Annotated in this window: 25 protein-coding genes and 1 pseudogene; 17 read left to right on the forward strand and 9 right to left on the reverse strand. The window is 57.6% G+C overall.

The genetic code is table 11. The features are described from left to right. The first annotated feature begins 221 nt into the window (after window positions 1-221). Window positions 222-500: a DUF1496 domain-containing protein gene (locus KGP22_RS08625; RefSeq protein WP_115874800.1), complete on the forward strand. Its 279-nt coding sequence runs from the start codon at window positions 222-224 to the stop codon at window positions 498-500. Here KGP22_RS08625 and KGP22_RS08630 read toward each other — a convergent pair. Beyond that, the gene (locus KGP22_RS08630) at window positions 460-876 is read right to left on the reverse strand and encodes a pyrimidine (deoxy)nucleoside triphosphate diphosphatase (protein ID WP_023292696.1); all 417 of its coding nucleotides are present in this window, start codon (window positions 874-876) and stop codon (window positions 460-462) included. The genes KGP22_RS08625 and KGP22_RS08630 overlap by 41 nt on opposite strands. Before the next feature lie 75 nt (window positions 877-951). On the opposite strand from KGP22_RS08630, the gene KGP22_RS08635 reads away from it, so the two are divergent. Together KGP22_RS08635 and KGP22_RS08640 are read left to right on the forward strand one after the other, a co-directional pair. After that, entirely contained in the window at window positions 952-1,521 is a 570-nt protein-coding gene (locus KGP22_RS08635; protein ID WP_223581895.1) for a carboxymuconolactone decarboxylase family protein, read from the forward strand. Next, window positions 1,514-2,131 (forward strand): CDP-alcohol phosphatidyltransferase family protein, encoded by a 618-nt coding sequence (locus KGP22_RS08640; RefSeq protein ID WP_223581897.1) that lies wholly within the window; start codon window positions 1,514-1,516, stop codon window positions 2,129-2,131. Before KGP22_RS08635 ends, KGP22_RS08640 begins: the two co-directional genes overlap by 8 nt. Here the strand turns inward: KGP22_RS08640 and KGP22_RS08645 are convergent. The 6 genes and pseudogenes from KGP22_RS08645 to xthA all read right to left on the reverse strand — a co-directional run bounded on the left by KGP22_RS08645 (window position 2,128) and on the right by xthA (window position 8,303). Further along, a pseudogene (locus KGP22_RS08645) lies at window positions 2,128-3,435 on the reverse strand (sulfurtransferase). The gene KGP22_RS08640 and the pseudogene KGP22_RS08645 sit on opposite strands and share 4 nt — an antisense overlap. A gap of 73 nt (window positions 3,436-3,508) precedes the next feature. Continuing rightward, the gene (locus KGP22_RS08650; RefSeq protein ID WP_223581899.1) at window positions 3,509-4,129 is read right to left on the reverse strand and encodes an ATP-binding cassette domain-containing protein; all 621 of its coding nucleotides are present in this window, start codon (window positions 4,127-4,129) and stop codon (window positions 3,509-3,511) included. Next, a complete protein-coding gene (locus KGP22_RS08655) occupies window positions 4,129-5,658 on the reverse strand; it encodes a thiamine ABC transporter permease (protein WP_223581901.1) in 1,530 nt (509 codons plus the stop codon). The genes KGP22_RS08650 and KGP22_RS08655 overlap by 1 nt, the downstream gene beginning before the upstream one ends. Continuing rightward, a complete protein-coding gene (locus KGP22_RS08660; protein WP_223581910.1) occupies window positions 5,631-6,800 on the reverse strand; it encodes an ABC transporter substrate-binding protein in 1,170 nt (389 codons plus the stop codon). The genes KGP22_RS08655 and KGP22_RS08660 overlap by 28 nt, the downstream gene beginning before the upstream one ends. 6 nt (window positions 6,801-6,806) lie before the next feature. Then, window positions 6,807-7,490: a TVP38/TMEM64 family protein gene (locus KGP22_RS08665; RefSeq protein ID WP_223581912.1), complete on the reverse strand. Its 684-nt coding sequence runs from the start codon at window positions 7,488-7,490 to the stop codon at window positions 6,807-6,809. Window positions 7,491-7,496: 6 nt separating this feature from the next. Then, window positions 7,497-8,303, reverse strand: coding sequence for an exodeoxyribonuclease III (xthA, locus tag KGP22_RS08670; protein ID WP_111965595.1), 807 nt, complete (start codon window positions 8,301-8,303; stop codon window positions 7,497-7,499). A 433-nt stretch (window positions 8,304-8,736) separates the two neighbouring features. On the opposite strand from xthA, the gene KGP22_RS08675 reads away from it, so the two are divergent. The 7 genes from KGP22_RS08675 to ves all read left to right on the forward strand — a co-directional run bounded on the left by KGP22_RS08675 (window position 8,737) and on the right by ves (window position 16,448). Then, window positions 8,737-9,957 (forward strand): aspartate aminotransferase family protein, encoded by a 1,221-nt coding sequence (locus KGP22_RS08675; protein WP_111965596.1) that lies wholly within the window; start codon window positions 8,737-8,739, stop codon window positions 9,955-9,957. Next, window positions 9,954-10,988 (forward strand): arginine N-succinyltransferase, encoded by a 1,035-nt coding sequence (gene astA, locus KGP22_RS08680; RefSeq protein ID WP_223581914.1) that lies wholly within the window; start codon window positions 9,954-9,956, stop codon window positions 10,986-10,988. Before KGP22_RS08675 ends, astA begins: the two co-directional genes overlap by 4 nt. Beyond that, window positions 10,985-12,472 carry a succinylglutamate-semialdehyde dehydrogenase gene (astD, locus tag KGP22_RS08685; protein WP_223581916.1) on the forward strand — a complete coding sequence of 496 codons (1,488 nt, stop codon included), beginning with the start codon at window positions 10,985-10,987 and terminating at the stop codon, window positions 12,470-12,472. Before astA ends, astD begins: the two co-directional genes overlap by 4 nt. Beyond that, entirely contained in the window at window positions 12,459-13,784 is a 1,326-nt protein-coding gene (gene astB, locus KGP22_RS08690; RefSeq protein ID WP_223581918.1) for an N-succinylarginine dihydrolase, read from the forward strand. Before astD ends, astB begins: the two co-directional genes overlap by 14 nt. 10 nt (window positions 13,785-13,794) lie before the next feature. Further along, on the forward strand, window positions 13,795-14,760 hold the full coding sequence (gene astE, locus KGP22_RS08695) for a succinylglutamate desuccinylase (protein WP_223581920.1): 966 nt from the start codon (window positions 13,795-13,797) through the stop codon (window positions 14,758-14,760). A 338-nt stretch (window positions 14,761-15,098) separates the two neighbouring features. Then, on the forward strand, window positions 15,099-15,593 hold the full coding sequence (gene spy, locus KGP22_RS08700; protein ID WP_047651943.1) for an ATP-independent periplasmic protein-refolding chaperone Spy: 495 nt from the start codon (window positions 15,099-15,101) through the stop codon (window positions 15,591-15,593). Between the two features lie 297 nt (window positions 15,594-15,890). Then, the gene (gene ves, locus KGP22_RS08705; RefSeq protein WP_133294206.1) at window positions 15,891-16,448 is read left to right on the forward strand and encodes an environmental stress-induced protein Ves; all 558 of its coding nucleotides are present in this window, start codon (window positions 15,891-15,893) and stop codon (window positions 16,446-16,448) included. Here ves and cho read toward each other — a convergent pair. Together cho and nadE are read right to left on the reverse strand one after the other, a co-directional pair. Beyond that, window positions 16,426-17,304, reverse strand: a complete 879-nt coding sequence (cho, locus tag KGP22_RS08710; RefSeq protein ID WP_223581922.1) for an excinuclease Cho — start codon at window positions 17,302-17,304, stop codon at window positions 16,426-16,428. The genes ves and cho overlap by 23 nt on opposite strands. 180 nt (window positions 17,305-17,484) lie before the next feature. After that, the gene (gene nadE / locus KGP22_RS08715) at window positions 17,485-18,309 is read right to left on the reverse strand and encodes an ammonia-dependent NAD(+) synthetase (RefSeq protein WP_149366713.1); all 825 of its coding nucleotides are present in this window, start codon (window positions 18,307-18,309) and stop codon (window positions 17,485-17,487) included. 232 nt (window positions 18,310-18,541) lie between these two features. On the opposite strand from nadE, the gene osmE reads away from it, so the two are divergent. The 7 genes from osmE to chbG all read left to right on the forward strand — a co-directional run bounded on the left by osmE (window position 18,542) and on the right by chbG (window position 24,392). After that, the gene (osmE, locus tag KGP22_RS08720) at window positions 18,542-18,886 is read left to right on the forward strand and encodes an osmotically-inducible lipoprotein OsmE (RefSeq protein WP_010430142.1); all 345 of its coding nucleotides are present in this window, start codon (window positions 18,542-18,544) and stop codon (window positions 18,884-18,886) included. Window positions 18,887-19,167: 281 nt separating this feature from the next. Then, complete coding sequence (gene chbB, locus KGP22_RS08725; RefSeq protein WP_111965603.1) at window positions 19,168-19,485, forward strand: PTS N,N'-diacetylchitobiose transporter subunit IIB; 318 nt, start codon at window positions 19,168-19,170, stop codon at window positions 19,483-19,485. Window positions 19,486-19,564: 79 nt separating this feature from the next. Further along, a complete protein-coding gene (chbC, locus tag KGP22_RS08730; protein WP_032657878.1) occupies window positions 19,565-20,923 on the forward strand; it encodes a PTS N,N'-diacetylchitobiose transporter subunit IIC in 1,359 nt (452 codons plus the stop codon). A gap of 47 nt (window positions 20,924-20,970) precedes the next feature. After that, window positions 20,971-21,318, forward strand: a complete 348-nt coding sequence (gene chbA / locus KGP22_RS08735; protein WP_223581924.1) for a PTS N,N'-diacetylchitobiose transporter subunit IIA — start codon at window positions 20,971-20,973, stop codon at window positions 21,316-21,318. Between the two features lie 29 nt (window positions 21,319-21,347). Further along, window positions 21,348-22,166, forward strand: coding sequence for a transcriptional regulator ChbR (gene chbR / locus KGP22_RS08740; RefSeq protein WP_029740446.1), 819 nt, complete (start codon window positions 21,348-21,350; stop codon window positions 22,164-22,166). A 109-nt stretch (window positions 22,167-22,275) separates the two neighbouring features. After that, window positions 22,276-23,631, forward strand: coding sequence for a 6-phospho-beta-glucosidase (locus KGP22_RS08745; RefSeq protein WP_223581926.1), 1,356 nt, complete (start codon window positions 22,276-22,278; stop codon window positions 23,629-23,631). An 11-nt stretch (window positions 23,632-23,642) separates the two neighbouring features. After that, the gene (gene chbG / locus KGP22_RS08750) at window positions 23,643-24,392 is read left to right on the forward strand and encodes a chitin disaccharide deacetylase (protein WP_111965606.1); all 750 of its coding nucleotides are present in this window, start codon (window positions 23,643-23,645) and stop codon (window positions 24,390-24,392) included. Window positions 24,393-24,403: the final 11 nt, after the last annotated feature.

The following is a 24,403-nucleotide window of genomic DNA, read 5'->3' on the forward strand; positions in this document are numbered from 1 at the left end:
GAACCTCTTATAATAATGTTTGTATATGACTTATGCGATTTGTGTTGTTTTTTTGACTATACCACCCGTACTGCTTTGTCTGGCAAGCAGAAATTTAGGGCGAAAGGGAAATTAATGAGAGCGCGGGCGTCATAACCAAAAGCGATGACGAGATAAATTAAAGGTTCCGCGCGGGTTTACCGTTATAGTCATTATCAAGGGAACAACAGGAAGATGTGTCTATGAAACGTTATCTATTAACCGCGTTATGTCTGATCTTCACCGCTGGCGCGCAGGCTGACCGCATTCGTCCGGACGTGGAAGTGAATGTGCCGCCGGAAGTGTTTAGCTCCAGCGGCCAGAATCAAACGGTGCAGCCCTGTAATCAGTGTTGCATCTATCAGAATCAGAACTACTCGGAAGGCGCCGTGGTGAAAGCGGACGGCATTCTGCTGCAGTGCCAGCGCGACGAGCGCGCCATCAGCACGAACCCGCTGGTCTGGCGTCGCGTAAAACAATAAACGCTTCCAGCAGGGGAATATCCGCGGGGGCTAAGGCGTAGCCGAACGCCTCTTCCGGCGTACACCACGCCAGCGCGCTGTGGTAGTGCGCCGTGAGCGCACCGCTAAACGCAGGAACGTGCCAGGCGTGCAGGTTGATTAACCGCTGCGAGACTACACGCTGGTGGCTTGCCACGTATTGAGCGGGCAGCGCTTCAATACCCAACTCTTCACGCAGCTCGCGGATAAGCGCCTCGGGCTGGGTTTCACCCGCCTCGACTTTGCCGCCTGCAAATTCCCACATGCCCGGCTGGTCGGCGTGGGCAGGGCGCTGTGCCAGTAAAATTTTGTCGTCTTTTTCGATGATGGCGGCAACGACATCGAGTGTTTTCAGCATGGTCGTCAATAATTGATGGCGAAAAAAGACATATTATCGTGCCCTTTCTCAGAGTCCAGCTATCAGGAGAATCAGGTGAAAGAGACTACCGCCTGGGTTGCCCCTATCGAATCCCTTCCCGCCAGCCTTAAACCCATTGCCGTGATGCAAAAAAAGCATTTTGGCGCCGTGCTGAATCCCACGCGCTGGTGGGGGCGCATGCCGCGTCTGTTCTGGCTGGTGGCGCTGTTCGTCGGTTTTCTGGAGCGTCGTCGTGCGCGCCTGACGCCCGTTCTTCGTTCGCTGCTCATGACGCGGGTATCCCAGCTCTGCCACTGCGCTTTCTGTATTGATGCCAACAGCCTGCGGCTGGCCGAGCGCTGCGGGGCGCTGGATAAGGTGCAGGCCGTGAGCGACTGGCAGGGTTCCGCCTTGTTCACGGAGCAGGAGCGCGCGGCGCTGGCCTACGCCGAGGCGGTGACCGCCACGCCGCCCCGGGCGGATGAGGCCATCAGAACGGCGCTGAAGCGCCACTTTACGGATGACGCCATCACCGAGATGACGGCGCTTATTGCCTTTCAGAATCTCTCTGCCCGCTTTAACGCCGCGCTGGACATCCCGGCGCAGGGGCTGTGCGCCACATTTAACGAGACGCCTCATGCTTGATCGCCATCTTCACCCGCGGATAAAACCCGCTCTGAATCGTATGGTCTCTGTGCTGGACCGACCGGGCATTACGCCCGACGGATTGACCCTGACAGGGTTTGCCATCGGCGTGCTGGCGCTGCCGTTTCTGGCCCTCAGCTGGTATCCGGCGGCGCTGGTCGCCATCGTGCTGAACCGCCTGCTGGATGGTCTGGACGGGGCGCTGGCGCGCCGCAGAGGGCTGAGCGATGCGGGGGGATTTCTCGATATCGCGCTCGATTTTCTTTTCTACGCCCTGGTGCCGTTTGGCTTTGCGCTCGCTGCTCCGGCAGAGAATGCGCTGGCGGCCGCATGGCTGCTGTTTGCGTTTATCGGGACCGGCAGCAGTTTTCTGGCGTTTGCGGCGCTGGCCGCAAAGCACGACATCGACAACCCCGGCTATGCGCATAAGTCGTTTTATTACATCGGTGGGTTAACGGAAGGAACGGAGACCATCGCGCTGTTCGTGCTGTGCTGCCTCTTCCCGGCGCACTTTACGCTGTTCGCGTGGGTATTCGGCGCGCTGTGCTGGCTGACCACCACAACGCGCGTCTGGAGCGGCTATGTGACGCTGAAGTCACTCAACCCTTAGAGAGCGCTCTCTGGCCCGCGCTCTCCGCTGGTGACCGGGTTCTGCGGATGACTGCTCCATTCGTACCAGCCGCCGTCATAGACGGCGACATTCTTCCAGCCCATCGCCCGGGCGTACATAAAGGTTTCGGACGCCCGCCAGCCGGTGCCGCAGTAAAACGCGACGTGCTGTTCCGGCAGAATATTCCAGCGCTTCCACTGGGCGGCGATATCGTCCGCGCTGCGCATGGTGCCATCCGGGTTATGGAAATCCTCCATGTGGGTCGCATCACTGCCCGCGTGGCCCCAGCGGGCACCGGCAATTTCACCTTTTGGTTTGATGTAGCTGTAGCCGCTGGTTTCGCCGATGAACTCCGGCCACGAGCGAATGCTGACCAGGGAGGCATCCTGACGGTGCAGCATGCCGCGCGCCTGTTCCATATCCACCATCAGCTACGGCTGACCGGGGATCGGCGCGCCAAAATCGGGGGCGGGCATCACTTTACCGGGCGTGCCGCGCTCAACCGGCAGGCCTGCATCTGACCACGCCTTCCAGCCGCCGTCGAGAATACGCACATCCTTCACGCCCGCATACAGCATAATCTGCGCCACGCGCGCGGCGGCGTAGACGTCGCGGCCATACAAAATGACGGTGGTATCGTGACGGATCCCGTGCTTCGCCAGCATCGCTTTGAGCTTGTCGTCGGAGACCTTATTCCACAGCGGCTCGCTTTCCACCTCGTTGGTGTCGATATAGCCCGCGCCGGGAATGTGGTTCAGCAGGTAAAACTTCGGTGCGCCCCAGGCGGCCTCAATCACTTTCCAGTCACCTGACGGCGCAGCGGTGATGGGTTTACCCTGCTGGAGGCGATGGATCCACTCCGGGTAAACCAGCTGTTCAAAGTGCGGCAGGCGCTGAAGGCGCTCGGGCGTCTGCAGAGCGTCGCTGAGCAGCGAAACGTGGCGATATCCTGCTTTCTCCAGACGGGCTTTCACCGCCTGGTTATCCCTATCGTCACCGTACAGGGCGATGGCCGTCGCAGGGGGCAATTGATGATTTTTTGCCCAGAGCGCAAGCTGCTCGTCGCTCATGCTGTCAAGCCAGGCGGCAGCCAGGTTGAGTGCGGCGGGTTCATGCCCGGAAGGCGCGCGAAAAGTCTTTGGCCAGCCGTTATAGAAGGCGCTGGGCCGGGTATCGACAGGCGTGCCGTGCTGCGCCTGAAGCTGAGACAGCGTCATCGCGTTGGGCATATCAGCCGCCAGAGAGGAAAAGGACGCGAGGCCGCAGAGCAGAGCCAGCGCGGTCAGTTGAGAAACACGTTTCATCGAATAACCTGACGTCAATAAAAGAGGGGGGCATTGTCGTCTCTCCCGAAACGGAAAACATTGCGTTAGCACATTATTGCCAGCGAGAAATCTCAATCAGCTTGCCGCCGGGCGGAATATCTTCCTCATCGTGCGTGACCAGCACCACCGGGATATTGCGCGAGCGGACGGCGTCAAAAACCCATGCCCGAAACGAGGCCCGCAACGCTTTATCGAGGCGGCTGAACGGTTCATCCAGCAGCAGCGCCTGCGGCTCCGCGAGCAGGGCGCGCAGCAGGCTAACCCGGGCGCGCTCCCCGCCGGAAAGGGTGGCCGGGTCGCTGGCGTAATGACCGCTCAGCCCCGCGGAATTCAGAGCCTGCTCGACCGCTTCCCGACGCGCGCGTCCGGCGATGCGCTCGGGCAGCGCCAGCAGCAAATTCTGCCCGACGCTGAACTGTTCGAACAGCAGCGCGTCCAGAAAGAGAATACCCAGCCCGCGGGACTCCACGGGAAGACCGTCGCAGCGACGCGCGTCGAGCCACAGTTCGCCCCGCGCCTGGAAATCGTCTGACAGCGCGCCGACCATCCAGGCAAAAAGGGTCGATTTGCCGCTGCCGGACGGCCCCATCAGGGTGACGATCTCCCCGCGGGGCACGCAAAAACTGACCTCGCGGAAAAGCGGTTCGATGGTGAGATCTTTTACCTTCAGCATTATCGTAATCCTTGACGGTAGCGGCCCGCGAGCCGGGATAAAAGGGCGGCAAGACCAAACACCGTGCCCGTGACCAGCAGTAATCCCAGCGCCCGGTTAGCGAGAATCGGGATGCAGCCTCCGCTGCTGAGCGCGACGGTTTCGGTGGTCAGCATGGCGAAACGCCCCGCGCCAAGCCACAGCGTCGGCATGTATTGCGCCATGCTGACGGAAAAGCCGGTGGCAAAGGCCAGTAGCGCAGGGCGCACCAGCAGGGGGCATTTCACCAGGCAGAAGACTTTGGTCCGTCGCCAGCCGAGGGTTCTGGCGGTGAGGAGCAGCCGGGGATCGATCCGGCGCCAGGCGGGTTGCAGCACCAGCAGCGTCCACGGCAATACCCACAGAAGGTGGCTCCAGAGCACGGCGGCGTAGTGCCCGTCGATGCCCAGGTGCAACGCAATCGCATACTGGCCGGTGACGAGCGGGAGGGCCGGAAGGGCGAGCGGTAACCATACCCACAGCGTGCCACGCTGCGGACCCCATTCCAGCCAGAGCAAGCCGACGACCAGGGCAATCAGGGCTGAAAGCAGACCGAAGGAAAGGCTGCTTCCCACCGGGCCAACGTCATTCCTTTGCGCCAGCATCAACAGCACCACGGCGCACAGCACGCCGCACGCGGGGAGCAACCCGCTCAGTGCTCGCTCAGGCAGGAGGCGCTGAGACCGGGGACGCGTCCCCGCGAGTTCCGGAATTGTGCGACGCCATGCTTTCCAGAGGCCGTACCCGAGGGCGGCAAGCGCGGACAGCAGCAGAAGGAGAAGCAGGCACAGCAGCGTCCCTTTTGCCTGCTGATGCGCGTCGCCCTGGCTCAGCCACTGCCAGGCCAGCACGGCCAGGGTAGGCGGGTTGCCGGGCCCGAGAACGATCGCCACATCGACGACCGACAGCGACCACGCCAGCACCGCCAGCATTACTGCCCCGAGGACAGGGGCGATAGCCGGAATGATCAGCCAGCTGAGCGTCTGAAAACGCCCGTAGCCAAAGGTTTGCAGGACGATCTTCTGCTGCGCGAGCCGCTTTTCCGGCAGCACGGCGTAAATCGCCCACAGCACAAACGCGCTCTCTTTGACCGCGAGCGTCAGGCCCAGTCCGGCGCCGTATCGGTCAAACGGCGGCGAACAGACGGTGCAGATCTGATAAAACAGACCGCCCTCGGCAAACAGCAGTAGCGCGCCGGTGGCGAACGCCACATGGGGGATCGCCAGCAGCCACGGCAGGCGGGTAATGAGACGGCGCCAGCGCTTACCGGGCCATAAAAGGCTGACGAGGAAAAGGGCAATCAGCAACGCCCCGAGCGTGGCGATGAGCGTTGAGACCAGCGTAGCGATGGCCGCCTGCGGGAGCTGCGGATCGTTCAGCAGCCGCCGCCAGTTTGTCACCGAAAACGCCGGTGCCAGCAGCATGGCGCCGGCGGGCAGGAGCGGTAGATAAATTACCGCCATCGCCAGCCAGACAAGCCCGCTCAGCGGGTGCCGTAACGACGCAGCCATTCCTGCTCCAGCGCGTTCACCCAGGCGGACTGCGGCTCTGCAAGCACCTTCGGCAGCCCCTGAGGCGTGTGAGCCAGCAGCTGTCTGGCTTCTTCTTCGGGCAGCGTTTTCGCATCCAGCACGCTCGGATCGCCCCAGATGGCCGGGTCAGCTTTGCGGATCTGCGCCTGCGGCGACAGCAGGAAATTGGCGACCATTTTCGCCCCCGCGCTCGCGCTGGCGTTGGCCGGAATCGCCACAAAATGGACGTTGCCGAGCATCCCGCCCTGAAAACCAAAGCTGTAGCTGTCGGCAGGCAGTTCGCCGCTCGCTATTTTTTGCTGACCATGGGCCGGGTTAAAGGTCAGCGACAGGTTCAGACTGCCGCTGGCAAGCAGGGCATCCATCCGTGCAGGGGAAGGGGGAAAGTCTTTGCCTTCACGCCACAGTAGCGGGTGCAGCTTATCGAGGTAGGCCCAGAGCGGCGCCGTAACGTGCGTAAACGTTTCATCGGGTGCTTTTTGTAAAGCCTCAGGACGATCGGTGAGCGTTAGCAGCAGCTGCTCAAGAAATGCCGTGCCGGTAAAATCGGGCGGGCGAGGATAGCTGATCTTGCCGGGGTGCTGCTGCGCGTAAGCCAGCAGCGCCTGAGGATCCACAGGCGGCGTCGGCATGCTTGCCTTGCGGGCGATAAAGGTCAGCTGCGCGCCGCCCCATGGCGCTTCCGCCCCGTCGGTTGGGACGGCAAAATCTTCCGTGACCGGTTTGCGGGTATCAACATAGCGCCAGTTTGGCAGCGTCTGCGCCCATCCGGTTTGCAGCAGGTTCGCCTCTTTCAGCGTGCGGAAGTTTTCGCCGTTAATCCACAGCAGGTCAACCGAGCCGTTGGTCTTACGCCCCGAGGCGGATTCGGTCTGAATACGTTTTACGGCGTCGGCAGCATCCGCCAGCGGGACGATTTTTAGGGTAATGGCATAGTGCGTTTGCATCTCGCCGCTGACCCATTCCAGATAGCGGTTGACCGCCGGATCGCCGCCCCAGGCGTTAAACCAGACGGTCTGGCCTTTGGCTTGTTGTTGTATAGCGTGCCAGCTTTCGGCGGCACACAGAGGAGCGGTTAGCAGCAGACCGGTCAGAAACGTGCAAAAACGCGCACGGCGCATAATGCCTCACTTTTTAGCAGACGGGAGAAAACGGGAAAACAGCCGGCGGGTGACCAGCGGTAATAACCCCAGTAGTGTAAAGGCGAATACCATGCCAGGCGACAAAATATCGCGCAGCGAGGTCACTTTCCCCAGCTCGCGCCCGGCGTTCAGAAAGATAATCGTGGCGGGCAGCATGGCTGCCTGGCTGACCCACCAGTAGCGGCAGACGCCAATGCGGGTCAGACCCATAAGCAAATTCACCAGGAAAAACGGGAACAGCGGCATCAGGCGCAGGGCAAAAAGATAGCCCGCTCCGTCGCGCGCCATGCCAGCGTTTACCGTTTTCATCTGCTGAGCAAACCGCTGCTGAACCCAGTCGCGCAGCAGATAACGGCTTGCGAGCATCGCAAGCGTCGCCCCGAGGGTGGAGGCAAACGAGACCAGCACGGTGCCTTCCCACAGGCTAAACAACGCCCCGCCCAGCAGGGTAAGGATCGCCGCGCCGGGAATCGAGAGGGCGGAGACCGCCATATAGATCGCAAAAAAGGTCAGCGCGCTGCGCAGCGGCGCGTGGTGAACATGGGAGAGGAGTGCCTGCTGGTGGGTTTTAATCCCTTCCAGGGAGAGGGTTCCCTGGGAAAGCATGACAAACGTCAGAATAAATGCGCCCAGAAGGGCGCACAGGAAGAGTGTTTTTCGAATGTTCACGCGTCATTACAGCTTGAATTTAGCCCACACCGGCGCGTGGTCAGACGGTTTTTCCATGCTGCGGATGTCGTAGTCGATCCCGGTTTCGATGCAGCGCTCTGCCAGCGGCGAACTGGCGAGCAGAAGATCGATACGCAGGCCGCGGTTGTCGTCAAAGCCTTTAGAGCGGTAGTCAAACCAGGAGAAGCGATCCTGCGTTTCCGGGTTGGCGTTGCGGAACGTGTCCACCAGGCCCCAGCCCAGCAGGCGCTCCATCCACTCACGCTCTTCCGGCAGGAAGGAGCATTTGCCGGTGCGCAGCCAGCGTTTGCGGTTCTCTTCGCCGATACCGATATCCAGATCCGTCGGGCTAATATTCATATCGCCCATGATCAGCACCGGATTCTCTTTTTTGAGTTCGGTGGTCAGGTAGTCCTGCAGATCCTGATAAAACTTGGCTTTTGCCGGGAATTTTGTTTCATGGTCACGGCTCTCACCCTGCGGGAAATAGCCGTTAATGACCGTGATATTTCCGAGCGCGGAAGGGACTTCCGCCATGATGATGCGGCGCTGCGCTTCTTCACCGTCGCCGGGGAAGCCGCGACGCACGGAAACCGGCGGCGCTTTGGTCAGCAGCGCGACGCCATAGTGACCTTTCTGGCCGTGATAGAAGACGTTGTAGCCGAGTTTCGCCACCTCTTCGAGGGGGAACATGTCGTCGTGAACCTTTGTCTCCTGCAGGCCGATCACATCTGGCTGATGTTGCTCAACGATAGCTTCAAGCTGATGAGGGCGGGCACGCAGGCCGTTGATATTAAAAGAGACAAATTTCATAGTCGCTGCCAGTGCAAGGTGAATAGTGCAAGGATGGTAGCAGAATTTGCGTCAACTGTTACCGGCTTCGGCCAATAACTGCAACAGATAATGCCGGTGGTGCAATATTTGCACCATTCTGACGCGCCTCGCCCTCAAACAGGGCGTAAATGACCGATAAATTTCGCGAGCGATCACAATTCCAGAATTATATTTGGCCTGTGCATACTCTTTCTGATTTTCATGCGGCAAAGCGCCGCTTGTCGTAAAAATATTCACTTTTTATGCACTAAAGGTGAATAACTCCATATTGTAACTTATTGATATTCTGTTACCTCAACCCGTTTATGCAATTTTATCGCTGGCTGGCACGAAGGCTGCAATCTACATTCACAGTGCAAACACTCAATTATTTAACATTCAAATAACCTTTTATTTACCGGATGAGGTCGCTATGTCTCTGTCAATTACGCGTGAAAATTTCGATGAATGGATGATGCCGGTTTACGCTCCGGCGGCTTTTATTCCGGTTCGTGGGGAAGGCTCGCGCCTGTGGGATCAGCAGGGTAAAGAGTATATCGACTTTGCAGGTGGGATTGCGGTCAACGCGCTGGGTCATGCGCACCCGGCGCTGCGTCAGGCGCTCAATGACCAGGCGGCGAAGTTCTGGCATACCGGCAACGGCTTTACCAACGAGCCCGCGCTGCGCCTGGCCAAAAAACTGATCGACGCGACGTTTGCGGAGAAGGTCTTTTTCTGTAACTCGGGGGCGGAAGCCAACGAGGCTGCGCTGAAGCTGGCGCGCAAATATGCGCACGATAAATTTGGTACCCACAAGAGCGGCATCGTGGCGTTTAAAAATGCCTTCCACGGGCGCACGCTCTTTACCGTCAGCGCGGGCGGCCAGCCTTCCTACTCGCAGGATTTCGCCCCGCTGCCGCCGGATATCCGTCACGGTATTTATAACGATCTGCAGTCCGCCAGCGAGCTGATTAACGACACCACCTGCGCGGTGATCGTCGAGCCGATGCAGGGCGAGGGCGGCGTGCTTCCGGCGAAAAAGGAATTCCTGCAAGGGCTGCGCGAGCTGTGCGATCGTCATAACGCGGTGCTGATTTTCGACGAAGTGCAGACCGGAGTGGGCCGCACCGGCGAGCTGTATGCCTATATGCACTACGGCGTCACGCCGGACGTGCTTTCGACCGCCAAAGCGCTGGGCGGCGGCTTCCCGATTGGCGCGACGCTGACCACCGATAAATTCGCCAGCGTGATGACCGTCGGCACCCACGGCACCACCTACGGCGGTAACCCGCTGGCCACCGCCGTCGCCGGACAGGTGCTCGACATCATTAACACCCCTGAGGTGCTGAAGGGCGTTAAGCAGCGTCACGACTGGTTTGTTGAGCGTCTGAACGCCATCAACGGCAAAACGGGGCTATTTAAAGAGATCCGCGGCCTGGGGCTGTTAATCGGCTGCGAGCTCACAGCTGAGTTTGCCGGGAAAGCTAAACTTATTTCACAGGAAGCGGCAAAAGTGGGCGTGATGGTGCTGATTGCCGGTGCCAACGTAGTGCGTTTTGCTCCCGCGCTGATCGTCAGCGAGGAAGAGGTGCAAACCGGTCTGGACCGCTTTGCGCTGGCGTGTGAAAAAGTGAAATCCGGGGTGTCATCATGATGGTCATCCGTCCCGTTGAGTGCGGCGACCTCGCCGGGCTCATGCAGCTTGCCGGTAAGACGGGAGGCGGGCTGACCTCGCTTCCTGCCGATGAAAATACGCTGTCGGCGCGCATTGAGCGCGCCCTGCAAACCTGGCAGGGGACGTTGCCAAAAAGCGAACAGGGGTATGTGTTCGTGCTGGAAGACACCGACACGGGGACCGTAGCCGGGATCTGCGCCATTGAAGTGGCCGTCGGGCTTAACGACCCGTGGTACAACTACCGCGTCGGCACCATGGTTCACGCCTCGAAAGAGCTTAACGTCTATAACGCGCTGCCCACGCTGTTTCTCTGCAATGACCACACGGGCGCCAGCGAGCTTTGCACGCTGTTCCTCGACCCGGCGTGGCGAAAAGAGGGCAACGGTTATCTGCTCTCCAAGTCGCGCTTTATGTTTATGGCTGCCTTCCGCGATCGCTTTAACGAAAAAGTGGTTGCGGAGATGCGCGGCGTAATCGACGACACCGGCTACTCGCCGTTCTGGGAGAGCCTGGGCGAGCGCTTCTTCTCGATGGAGTTCAGCCGGGCGGACTATCTCTGCGGCACCGGCCAGAAAGCCTTTATTGCCGAACTGATGCCGAAGCATCCTATCTATACCCATTTCCTCAGCCCGGAAGCACAGGCGGTGATCGGCGAAGTGCATCCGCAAACCGCACCCGCCCGCGCGGTGCTGGAGAAAGAAGGCTTCCGCTACCGCAACTATGTCGACATTTTTGACGGTGGGCCTACGCTTGAGTGCGATATCGACCGCGTGCGCGCGATCCGTAAAAGCCGTCTGGTTGAGGTCTCTGAAGGCCAGCCCGCGCCGGGCGACTGGCCGGCATGCCTGGTGGCGAACGAAAATTATGCCAACTTCCGTGCGATGCTGGTGCGGACCAACCCGAAATGCGAACGTCTGGTGCTGACGGCTGCAGAACTGGATGCCCTGAAATGTAACGCCGGCGATAAGGTTCGCCTTGTGCGTCTCTGCCCTGAGGAGAAAACAGCATGACATTATGGATTAACGGTGACTGGGTCACGGGCGAAGGCGAACAGCGCGTAAAGACCAATCCGGTAGGAAAAGAGGCGCTCTGGAAGGGGAACGACGCCAGCGCCGCGCAGGTGGAGCAAGCCTGTCATGCCGCTCGCCGCGCGTTTCCGGCGTGGGCAAAACAGCCTTTCGCCGTGCGTCAGGAAATTGTTGAAAAGTTTGCCGGGCTGCTGGAGGCAAACAAGGCTGAGCTGACGCGCATCATCGCGTCTGAAACCAGCAAACCGCGCTGGGAAGCGACAACCGAAGTGACGGCGATGATCAATAAAATCGCCATTTCGGTGAAGGCATACCACACCCGAACCGGCGAACAGCACACCGAGATGCCGGACGGCGCGGCCACGCTGCGCCACCGTCCGCACGGCGTGCTGGCGGTGTTTGGCCCGTACAACTTCCCGGGGCATCTGCCGAATGGCCACATTGTGCCCGCGCTGCTGGCGGGCAATACCGTCATCTTCAAACCGAGCGAGCTCACGCCACTAACCGGCGAAGCGGTGGTTAAGCTATGGGAACAGGCAGGCCTGCCGCCGGGCGTGCTGAACCTGGTGCAGGGCGGACGGGAAACCGGTCAGGCGCTGAGCGCGCTGAGCGATATCGACGGCCTTCTGTTTACCGGCAGCGCCGGGACGGGCTATCAGCTGCACCGCCAGCTGGCGGGGCAGCCGGAGAAAATCCTGGCGCTGGAGATGGGCGGCAACAACCCGCTGATTGTGGAAGACCCTGACGATATCGACGCCGCGGTGCACCTGACGATTCAGTCCGCCTTTATAACCGCAGGACAGCGCTGCACCTGTGCCCGCCGTCTGCTGGTGAAAAGAGGCGCGCAGGGTGATGCTTTCCTGAAACGTCTGGTAGAGGTAAGCGCGCGCCTGGTCCCAGCCGCGTGGGATGCCGATCCGCAGCCGTTTATCGGCGGGCTGATTTCCGAACAGGCCGCGCTGAACGTGCTTAAGGCCTGGCAGGACCACGTCGCGCGCGGCGCGAAAACCCTGCTGGAGCCGAAGCCGGTTCAGCCGGGAACCTCGCTGCTGACGCCGGGCATCGTAGAGATGAGCGGCGCGAGCAACGTCCCGGATGAAGAGGTCTTTGGTCCGCTGCTGTGCGTCTGGCGTTACGACGATTTTGATGCGGCGATTGCGATGGCCAATGACACCCGCTACGGCCTGTCGAGCGGGCTGATTTCGCCGCATCGCGAGAAGTTTGATCGGCTGCTGCTGGAAGCGCGCGCCGGGATCGTGAACTGGAATAAACCGCTGACCGGGGCCGCGAGCACCGCGCCGTTCGGCGGCGTGGGCGCGTCGGGCAACCATCGCGCCAGCGCGTGGTATGCCGCCGATTATTGTGCATGGCCGATGGCGAGCCTGGAAACCCCGGCGCTGACGCTGCCGGAGACGCTTAATCCGGGGCTGGACTTTACCGGAGGGGATCGCCATGAAAGCGCGTGAAGTCAACTTTGACGGGCTGGTGGGGCTGACGCACCACTACGCCGGTCTCTCTTTTGGTAATGAAGCCTCGACGAAGCACCGCTTTCAGGTTTCCAACCCGAAGCTGGCGGCAAAACAGGGGCTGCTGAAGATGAAAGCGCTGGCGGATGCCGGTTTCCCGCAGGCGGTGATCCCGCCGCAGGAGCGTCCGAACGTGGCGGTGCTGCGTCAGCTCGGCTTTAGCGGCACCGATGAGCAGGTGGTTGAAAAAGCGGGTACGCAGACGCCGCACCTGCTCTCGGCGGCAAGCTCCGCCTCTTCGATGTGGGTCGCCAACGCGGCAACCGTCGCGCCGTCAGCCGATACGCTGGATGGCAAAGTCCACCTGACGGTGGCGAACCTGAATAACAAGTTTCATCGCGCCACCGAAGCGGAAACCACCGAGCGCGTGCTGCGCGCCATTTTCAACCAGGACGCCCATTTTGCGGTGCATCAGGCCCTGCCGCAGGTGGCGATGTTTGGCGACGAAGGCGCGGCCAACCATAACCGCCTGGGGGGCGATTATGGTGACCCGGGCCTGCAGCTGTTTATCTACGGGCGAGAAGAGGGGGGCCACGCCGCGCCAACTCGTTACCCTGCGCGTCAGACGCTGGCGGCCAGCCAGGCGGTTGCCCGCCTGAATCAGGTAAATCCTTCCCAGGTGGTTTTTGCCCAGCAGAACCCGCATGTGATTGACCAGGGCGTATTCCATAACGACGTGATCGCCGTTTCTAACCGCCAGGTGCTGTTCTGCCACGAGCAGGCGTTTGCCCATCAGGAGAAACTGCTCGCCACGCTGCATGAGCGCGTGCGTGGCTTCACGCCAGTCCAGGTGCCAACGGAGGCGGTGAGCGTGCAGGATGCGGTAGAAACGTATCTGTTCAATAGCCAACTGCTCAGCCGCGATGACGGCAGCATGATGCTGGTTCTGCCGCAGGAGTCCCGGGATCATCAGGGCGTGTGGCGCTATCTGACCGAGCTGGTGAAGGCCGATAACCCCATTTCCGAACTGCGCGTGTTTGACCTGCGCGAAAGCATGGCCAACGGCGGTGGTCCCGCCTGTTTACGTCTGCGCGTGGTCTTGACCCAGGACGAAATGCAGGCGGTGAATCCGGCGGTCATGATGAACGATACGCTCTTTACGCGGCTGAATGACTGGGTCGATCGCTACTATCGCGATCGGTTAACGCAGGCGGATCTGGTTGACCCGCAGCTTCTGCGTGAAGGACGCGAGGCGCTGGACGCGTTATCGGCAATCCTGCAGCTGGGATCGGTTTACCCGTTCCAGCGCTGAAGGAGTGGATATGGAAAATTTACTGGCGCTGACCCTGGCCGATGAGACACCGGAACAGAAAGAGGGGGAGGGCCCCTCATTTCGCTGGCGGTGGCTGGGCCGCGGGGTGCTTGAGCTGACGCCGACCGCAAAAAGCGATCTCTCGCTGCTGCTTTCAACGGGTATCCACGGGAATGAAACGGCGCCCGTTGAGATTGTCGATCTGCTGCTGCGCGCGCTGTATCGCAATGAAATTGCCCTGAAGTGCCGCGTGCTGGTGGTGCTCGGCAATCCCCCTGCGCTGGCGCAAAATAAACGGTATCTGGTGAGCGACATTAACCGCATGTTCGGCGGGCGCTGGTCGCAGTTTCCGCAGAGTGACGAAACGGCGCGGGCACAGTGGCTGGAGAACATCGTGACCCCGTTTTTTGCCGCTGCGGGACCCGTGCGCTGGCATCTGGATCTGCACACGGCAATTCGCGCGTCCTACCACGTTCGCTTCGGCGTTCTGCCGCAGCGTAATCAGCCGTGGGAGGAAGATTTCCTGGGCTGGCTGGGAGACGCCGGGCTGGAGGCGCTGGTGTTTCACCAGTCGCCGGGCGGAACCTTTACGCACTTCACCTGTGAGCACTTTGGGGCGTTGTCCTGTACGCTGGAGCTGGGGAAAGCGCTGCCGTTTGGGCAAAACGATCTTACCCGCTTTGCGCCAACGCATCTCGCCCTTCGGGCGCTGCTGGGCGGAACGAGTCCCGAGCATACGCATCTGCCCGTCGAGCGGTATCGGGTCGTACAGCAGATCACGCGCCGCAGCGACGCCTTCCTGCTCCATATGGCCGCGCATACCCTGAACTTCACGCCGTTTCGCAAAGGGGCGCTGCTGGCCGAGGATGGCGAGGAGCGTTATGAGGTGCAGAAAACCACCGAGTATGTTTTATTCCCTAACCCGAGCGTGGCGTTTGGCCTGCGTGCCGGACTGATGCTGGAAAAAATATCCTGAACCTTTCCCCTCTCTTCATCCGGGAGGGGAAGTAAAATACCTTTTCTTAACAATTAAAGCGCCTGTGCGTGTTTTGCAGAATATTCCTGGTGAATTGCTTTATTATTCATCTTCACTCCGTTATACTTCTGCTAAATCGCTTTTAAATCATCGTATTAAATATTTTTCGTTGCAACTCTCCACGCTTTATCCTTATTTCCTTCACATTTGGCGAAAATTTGTTTTTTACACTTTCATTGTTTTACCGTTGCTCTGACTAATTGACGATAAACCCCGTAAAGTTAATCTCGTCAACACGGCATAGCGCCGAAGAATAACTGAAAGAAAGGAAATAAATTATGCGTAAGTTTACTGCACTGTTTGTTGCTTCTACCCTGGCTCTGGGCGCTACCAGCATGGCGTTCGCCGCAGATACTGCGACCACTGCACCTGCCGCGCCTGCTGAAGGCAAAATGATGATGCATCATAAAGGTCCGGGTATGCACAACGAGATGATGATGTTCAAGGATCTCAACCTGACGGATGCGCAGAAGCAGCAGATCCGCGATATCAGAAAAGGCGAACGCGACCAGATGAAACGTCCACCGCTTGAAGAGCGTCGCGCGATGCATGACATCATCGCCAGCGACAGCTTCGATAAGGCGAAAGCCGAAGCGCAGATCGACAAAATGGCCGAGCAGCACAAAGCCCGCATGCTGGCTCACATGGAAACCCAGAACAAGATCTACAACATTCTGACCCCGGAACAGAAAAAACAATTTAATGCGAATTTTGAGAAGCGTCTGACAGAACGTCCGGCGATGGAAGGTAAAATGCCAGCACCAACCGAATAATCGGTTCACTCTCTTAAGACCGCCGGGATCCTGTCCACAAAAGCGCAATCGCTGTGGACAGGACCGGCGGTTTTTCTTTCCTGCCCTCTTGTCTGCCGCCGCCAGCGCGGTATGCTCCTGTAGTCGCATCAGAGAATGTTTGTAGAGTCATGGCGTTAGAATTTTTATTAACGTTCCGCTAAGGCCTGCCCGCTCTGCTGCCGATACTGTTTCTGTGAATACCCAACGATAACAAACAAGACAGCAACGATAGCGATATCCTTGCCCTGGCACGGGTTGTGCCATTCAGGAGTGGTGATGGAGTTCTTTGATATCCGTAAGATGCCGGTCAGCCTCTGGCGAAATGGTGCGGGTGAAACGCGTGAAATTTGTTGTTTCCCTCCCGCGACGCGGGATTTTCAATGGCGTGCCAGTATCGCGACTATTGCCAGCAACGGCGAATTTTCCTCGTTTCCCGGCGTCGACCGGGTGATCACGTTACTGGAAGGAGGGGAGGTGACGCTGGATGCCGGTCAGGCATTCTTCCATACCCTCAAGCACCATCAGCCCTACAGCTTTGCCGGCGATCTGCCGGTGAAAGCGCTGCTGTCCGATGGGCGGATGGCGATGGACTTCAACATCATGACCCGGCGCGACTGCTGCCGGGCGAAGGTGCGCGTGGCTGACCGTACCTTTACCACCTTTGGCTCACGCGGGGGCGTGGTATTTGTGTTAACCGGGGCGTGGCAGCTGGGTGATAAATTGCTGACGGCCGATCAGGGCGCCAGCTGGGAGGAGGGTACCCATACGCTGCGTCTGCTGGAGGCTCAGGGCACCTTATTGTTCAGCGAAATCACGTGGCTGCCAGGTCATTGAGCACAATGATCTCAAATTTACCGGCTAATACCGGCTTACAGAGAATTTTATAGCCATCGTGGTCAAATCCGGCGGGCGTGCGCAGCAGGGTTGCCGCGTCGTTGATGTCGTCGACAGCGCCCAGCCAGAGCCAGTTGTTGACGATGTGATACTGGGTCATCGCCTCACCCACTTCTTTTAGCGCAACGGCGCTTTCCCAGGGCCAGCAGTTCACGCTGATGGCCGCCAGACCGGAGAGGAGCCGGGCGTGGTGCGCCTCAATGCTCTCTTTCCCACAGCAGGCACCGGCGCAGCGCTTCAGCGAGGATCGGAAACAGGCGCGTCCGCGGGTGGTTGCCTCCAGACCTAAAAGGCTGTAGCAAAGCTGCAGCTCGTCCGCCAGCGTCTGCAGCGCCTGGAGCGCGGCTCGTTTATTGGCGAACAGCCCATAGAGATTGGGGGCATGTGAGAAATCGACGTCGCGCGCGTAGACGACCTGCGGCTTGCCATCGTTGATCTGCAGGGAGCATAGCTGACGGTTGCGGCGCAGGCGCTTGTTGAACAGCGGCTGCTGCTCTTTAATCAAACGCGCTTCCAGCAATAGCGCGCCCATTTCTCCGGCAGTCTGGAACCAGGTAATGCGTCGCGACTGGCGCAGCATGGCGGCCTCGTCCGGGGTACGCAGATGGGATAACACCCGACTGCGAATGTTAACGCTCTTGCCGATGTAGAGCGGCAGCGTGTCGCTTTCACCGTGAAAGATGTACACGCCCGGCTGTTTAGGCAATGCTTCAAGCCAGGGGCGAAGGTGCTCGGGATATTCGTAGATAGCCGCCGCTTCAAACTCAAGACGCGGGGCGGATTGACGCCTGCTCACATACTGCTCCATATACTGTTCAGGTATACAGTGTAGCAGGAGTGTGGTGGTTAAAAAAGAGCCGGGTGGCGGCGACGCCTTACCCGGCCAGGACGCGCGGCCTGATGCCCTCACCCCAACCCTCTCCCACGGGAGAGGGCGCAAACACAAAAAACGGTAACCCGGGTTACCGTTTTGCGTTTATTTCCAGAAGTCGTCAAACACCGTAATGGGCGTGTGGCGCTTGTGCTCGGTTTTCAGATACCAGCCTTCGATGATTTTCGCGGTACGTTCATCCAGCTTTTTGCCTTCCAGATAATCATCAATGTTGTCATAGGTGACGCCAAGCGCTGCTTCATCCGGCAGGGAAGGGCGATCGTCCTCCAGATCGGCTGTCGGCGCTTTCTTATACAAATGCTCAGGACAGCCCAGCGCGGCAAGCAGCTGCTTACCCTGACGCTTGTTGAGACGGAAGATAGGGTTAATGTCGGTGCCGCCGTCGCCGTATTTGGTGAAGAAACCGGTGATCGCTTCTGCCGCATGGTCGGTGCCGACCACGACGCCTTTGGTCATCCCTGCGATGCTGTACTGTGCTTTCATACGTTCGCGGGCTTTCTCGTTGCCGCGAACAAAATCGCTCAGCTCAATGCCCGCTTCGCGAAGCGCCTGCTCGCTTGCCAGCACCGAGCCCTTAATATTCACGGTGAGCACGCGGTCAGGCTGAATGAAGGCAATGGCATCCTGGCAATCCTGCTCGTCCGCCTGTACGCCGTAAGGAAGGCGCACAGCGATAAACTGCAGCGTCTCATCGCCCGTCTCTTCGCGAAGCTCTGAAATCGCCATCTGGCAGAGTTTACCGGTCAGGGTAGAATCCTGGCCGCCGCTGATACCCAGCACCAGGGATTTCAGGAAAGCGTTCTTTTTTAAGTACGATTTTAAAAAATCCACGCTGCGGCGGATCTCTTCATGTGCATCTACCGTAGGCTTCGCGCCCAGTGCCTGAATAATCTCTTGTTGCAGAGCCATCACGCCCTCCATATGCAGTACATAAACAGAATGTGTTAACTGTTAAAACTAACCTTTTGGACGAGAAACGACAAGGATCACAGTTTCGAGTGCGCTAATTTGCGCCGATTTAGCAGCTTATCGTTGTTTTATTAGAATTTTCCGAAATTCGTCTGGCGTAACTCACAAAGTTGAACAATAGTACTTTTTATCCCATGCTTAGATAACACGCTGATAAACAAGAGGACGGAATATGAACAAGAACGTAGCAGGAATTCTTAGCGCAGCGGCGGTACTGACTATGCTGGCAGGGTGTACGGCTTACGATCGCACTAAGGATCAGTTTACGCAGCCCGTAGTAAAAGACGTTAAAAAAGGGATGACCCGTTCGCAGGTGGCTGCGATTGCCGGTAAACCTTCTTCTGAAGTGACCATGATTCATGCGAAAGGGACCTGCCAGACCTATATCCTGGGTCAACGTGATGGTAAGGCAGAAACCTACTTTGTCGCCCTGGATGATACCGGCCATGTGATTAACTCCGGCTATCAGACCTGTGCTGAATACGATACCGATCCGCAGGCACCTAAGGCGCAGTAACCCTGCTTGCCTGAGGATGTAAAAAACCGGCCCCCAGGGCCGGTTTTTTTATGCATCAGAAAATCTTATTTCTTTGCGCGAATTATTTACCCGAAATGTGAAGGGAGTCAACAAGCCAGGTCAATGAGAGACAATTTGAGTCTATCCAGAATTATCCCCTGTCTGTACCATTGCGTATACTCACTCCAACGATAAACAACAGTACGCAAGCTACCTGTCTGCTGGGACAGCGAGTCGAGTGATAGCGCGATGGCGGGTAGTCATACAAGAGGGAAATCACGATGGAAAAGAAACATATCTACCTGTTCTGCTCAGCGGGCATGTCAACCTCGCTTCTGGTTTCAAAAATGCGTGCGCAGGCTGAAAAGTATGAAGTCCCTGTGGTGATTGAAGCGTTCCCCGAGACGCTGGCGGGCGAAAAAGGTCAGAGAGCCGATGTCGTTTTACTGGGACCGCAAATCGCCTATATGTTGCCCGAAATTCAACGACTGTTACCGAATAAACCGGTCGAAGTGATCGACTCGGGGCTGTACGGCAAAATTGATGGTTTAGGTGTTCTTAAAGCTGCTGTGGCAGCCATTAAAAAAGCTGCTAATTAATTTTTATTTTTCCCGTCAAAGAGTTATTTCACACACAATACGCCGTAACATGCGTTACGGCATTTAAGGGTATTTTCCTATGAGTAAAGTCATCGCTTCACTTGAAAAGGTACTCCTTCCTTTTGCTGTTAAAATAGGAAAGCAGCCTCACGTTAATGCCATCAAAAACGGCTTTATTAAATTAATGCCGTTGACGCTGGCCGGGGCCATGTTCGTTTTAATTAACAACGTTTTTCTGAGCTTTGGTGAAGGTTCCTTCTTTTATTCATTAGGAATTCGGTTAGACGCTTCTACTATTGAAACCCTTAATGGTTTTAAAGCCATCGGCGGCAACGTCTATAACGGTACGTTGGGGATTATGTCGCTGATGGCACCTTTCTTTATTGGGATGGCACTGGCAGAAGAGCGTAAGGTGGATCCGCTGGCCGCCGGGTTATTATCCGTCGCCGCCTTTATGACCGTAACGCCATACAGCGTGGGTGAAGCCTATGCCGTCGGCGCCAACTGGCTGGGCGGGGCCAACATCATCTCCGGTATTGTTATCGGTCTGGTGGTGGCAGAGATGTTCACCTTTATTATCCGCCGCAACTGGGTTATCCGCCTGCCGGATAGCGTACCGGCTTCTGTTTCTCGTTCATTTTCCGCGTTGATTCCGGGCTTCATTATTCTCTCCATCATGGGGATTATCGCCTGGGCGCTCTCCCACTGGGGCACAAACTTCCACCAGATCATCATGGACTCTATCTCTACGCCGCTGGCGTCGATGGGTGGCGTGGTCGGTTGGGCGTATGTGATTTTCACCTCTCTGCTGTGGTTCTTTGGCGTGCATGGTTCACTGGCACTGGCCGCGCTGGACAGCGGAATTATGACCCCATGGGCACTGGAAAACGTTGCGCTTTACCAACAGTACGGCTCCGTTGACGCGGCGCTGGCAGCGGGTAAAACCTTCCATGTGTGGGCGAAGCCGATGCTTGACTCCTATATCTTCCTGGGCGGTACCGGGGCGACCTTGGGTCTGATCATCGCGGTCTTTATTGTCTCTCGCCGTGCTGACTACCGTCAGGTCGCGAAGCTGGCGCTGCCATCAGGCATCTTCCAGATTAACGAACCGATTCTGTTCGGTCTGCCAATCATCATGAACCCGGTAATGTTCATTCCGTTCATCCTGATTCAGCCGCTGCTGGCCGCTATCACCCTGACGGCGTATTACATGGGCATCATCCCACCGGTCACCAACATTGCGCCGTGGACCATGCCGGCGGGTCTGGGTGCCTTCTTCAACACCAACGGCAGCGTCGCGGCCTTCCTGCTGGCGATATTCAACCTCGGAGTTGCCACCCTGCTGTACATGCCGTTCGTGGCGATTGCCAACAAAGCCGCCACCATCATTGATGAAGAAGAGAGCGAAGAGGATATTGCCCTCTCACTGAAATTCTAAGATTGACCGGCGCGGGGAAACCCGCGCCAGCCACAAGGAGCTTAAACATGTTAGATTTGGATAGTATTGTCGCAGACGAAGGCGTTGAGAACGATCTCGAAGAAGTGGTGATGGGGCTTATCATCAACTCCGGGCAGGCCCGCAGCCTGGCCTATGGCGCACTGAAGCAGGCCAAGCAGGGGGATTTCGCCGCGGCAAAAACCATGATGGAACAGTCCCGCACGGCGCTTAACGAAGCGCATCTGGTGCAAACAAAGCTGATTGAAAGCGATCAGGGCGAAGGAAAGATGAAGGTCAGCCTGGTGCTGGTTCACGCGCAGGATCACCTGATGACCTCGATGCTGGCGCGTGAGCTGGTGTCGGAGCTCATTGAGCTTCACGAAAAGATGCAGTAAGTCAGACTGAGTAGCAGGAGGTCAGCACGATGGAAATCAAAACCGCGCTTGAACAGCAGCTGTTTAACGGCAAAAATTTTCACGTGGTTATCTACAACAAAACGGAGAGCGCCAGCGGTCTGCACCAGCATGACTACTACGAGTTCACGATTGTTCTGACCGGTCGCTACTACCAGGAGATCAACGGTAAGCGTGTCCTGCTTGAACGAGGGGATTTTGTCTTCCTGCCGATGGGGTCTTATCACCAGAGCTTTTACGAATTTGGTGCCACCCGTATTCTGAACGTGGGCGTCAGCAGACGATTCTTCGAGAAGCACTATCTGCCGCTGGTGCCGTTCTGCTTTGTGGCCTCTCAGGTCTATCGGGTCAAAAACGAGTTCATGACCTGGATTGAAACGGTTATCGCCTCGCTTAACTTCCGCGACAATGAATTTGATGAGTTTATTGAAACGGTGACCTTCTACGTGATGAACCGGCTGCGCCACCATCGGGAAGAGCAGCAGGTAACGGATGATATTCCACAGTGGCTGCGCAGCACCGTTGAGCTGATGCACGATAAAGGCCAGTTCAGCGAAAATGCGCTGGAAAATATGGTCTCCCTGTCGGGGAAATCCCAGGAATATCTGACCCGCGCGACGCAGCGCTATTATCGTAAAACGCCCGTGCAAATTATTAATGAAATCCGCATTAATTTTGCTAAAAAACAGCTGGAAATTACCAACTATTCTGTCACCGATATTGCATACGAGTCAGGATACAGCAGCCCCAGCCTGTTTATTAAAACCTTTAAGAAATTGACGTCATTCACACCGAACAGTTACCGGAAAAATTTAACGGTAATTAATTAACTGTCGGCGGATTACCCGCCACGAATATTGCTTTAATGGCTTGCCCAAATAGCGGGAAGAGCACGCTATACCTTGCAGGCGATTAACCTGATACGCTAAGGGAGATATTATGCAGAAGAAATTAAAAGTCGTAACCATTGGTGGCGGCAGCAGCTATACCCCGGAATTACTGGAAGGCTTTCTTAAACGTTATCATGAATTACCGGTCAGCGAATTATGGCTGGTGGACGTTGAGGAAGGTCAGGAAAAGCTGAATATTATTTTCGACCTGTGCAAGCGCATGGTGGAAAAAGCCGGCGTGCCTCTGACCGTGCATAAAACCCTGGACCGTCGTCTGGCGCTGAAAGATGCGGATTTCGTGACTACCCAGCTGCGCGTCGGCCAGCTGAAAGCGCGTGAGCTGGACGAGCGTATTCCCCTGAGCCATGGCTATCTGGGGCAGGAGACCAACGGCGCGGGCGGCCTTTTTAAAGGCCTGCGTACCATCCCGGTCATTTTCGACATCGTCAAAGACGTGCAGGAGATCTGCCCGAACGCGTGGGTGATTAACTTCACCAACCCGGCCGGGATGGTGACCGAGGCGGTCTATCGGCATACGAACTTCAAACGTTTTATCGGCGTCTGTAATATTCCGATCGGCATGAAGATGTTCATCCGCGACGTGCTGGAGCTGACCGACAGCGACGACCTCTCCATCGATTTGTTCGGCCTGAACCACATGGTGTTCATTAAAGACGTTATCGTGAACGGTAAATCGCGGTTTGCCGAACTGCTGGACGGCGTGGCTTCCGGTCGCCTGACGGCGGCATCGGTGAAAAACATCTTTGACCTGCCGTTCAGCGAAGGGTTGATCCGCTCGCTGAATCTGCTGCCTTGCTCGTATTTGCTTTACTACTTCAAGCAGAAAGAGATGCTGGCCATCGAAATGGGCGAGTACTATAAGGGCGGCGCGCGTGCGCAGATCGTTCAGAAGGTCGAGAAGCAGCTGTTCGATTTGTATAAAGATCCGAACCTGAACGTCAAACCGAAAGAGCTGGAGCAGCGCGGCGGGGCCTACTACTCCGATGCGGCGTGCGAAGTGATCAACGCCATCTACAACGACAAGCAGGCGGAGCACTATGTGAATGTGCCGCATCATGGCCATATCGACAATATTCCGGCTGACTGGGCGGTTGAGATGACCTGCATCCTAGGACGCGATGGTGCTAAACCGCATCCCCGTATCACCCGCTTCGATGACAAGGTCATGGGCCTGATTCATACCATCAAAGGCTTTGAAGTGGCAGCAAGCAATGCGGCGCTAAGCGGCGAACTCAATGACGTGCTGCTGGCGTTGAACCTTAGCCCGCTGGTGCATTCCGACCGCGACGCGGAGCAGCTGGCCAGCGAGATGATCCTGGCGCATGAGAAATGGTTGCCAAACTTTGCCGCTACGATCGAGAAGCTGAAGTTCAAACAGCAATAAGAGGACGCACAATGGAAAACCTGCTGATCGTTAATGCTGATGATTTTGGCCTCTCGAAAGGCCAGAACTACGGCATTATTGAAGCCTGTCGCCGGGGTGTGGTGACCTCTACCACGGCGCTGGTTAATGGTGAGGCGGTTGAACACGCGGCGCAGCTGAGCCGCGAGGTGCCTGAGCTGGGCGTCGGCATGCATTTTGTACTGACGCTCGGGATGCCGCTTTCTCCAATGCCGGGCCTGACGCGCGACGGCCAGCTGGGCAAATGGATTTGGGAACTGGCGGAGCAGGGTGCTCTGCCGCTCGAAGAGATTGCCCGCGAGCTGGAGAGTCAGTTCAACCGCTTTGTTGATGTGTTTGGTAGGGCGCCGACGCACATCGATAGCCATCACCACGTGCATATGATCCCGGCGATTTTCCCGATTGTCGCTGATTTCGCAAAGCGCAACGGCGTCGCGATGCGCGTGGATCGGGAGGTGCGCGGATTGCCGGACTGCGCTGTCACCACCACAGAGGGGTTCAGCAGCGCATTTTACGGAGAAGAGATCAGCGACGCGCTGTTCCTGACGGTGCTGGATGATTCCGCCGCGCGAGGGGAACGGTCGCTGGAGGTCATGGCGCATCCTGCTTTTGTCGATCATACCGTGCATAAAAGCGCCTACTGCTGGCCGCGCCTGGCGGAGCTGGATGTCCTGACGTCGCCGTCGTTGAAATACGCGATTGCCGAGCGAGGGTATCGTTTGGGGACGTTCGGGGATCTTTGAAATAAAGCCCG

Origin of the sequence: Enterobacter sp. JBIWA005, assembly GCF_019968805.1 — a bacterium.
In the GTDB taxonomy this organism is placed as follows: Bacteria; Pseudomonadota; Gammaproteobacteria; order Enterobacterales; family Enterobacteriaceae; genus Enterobacter; species Enterobacter vonholyi.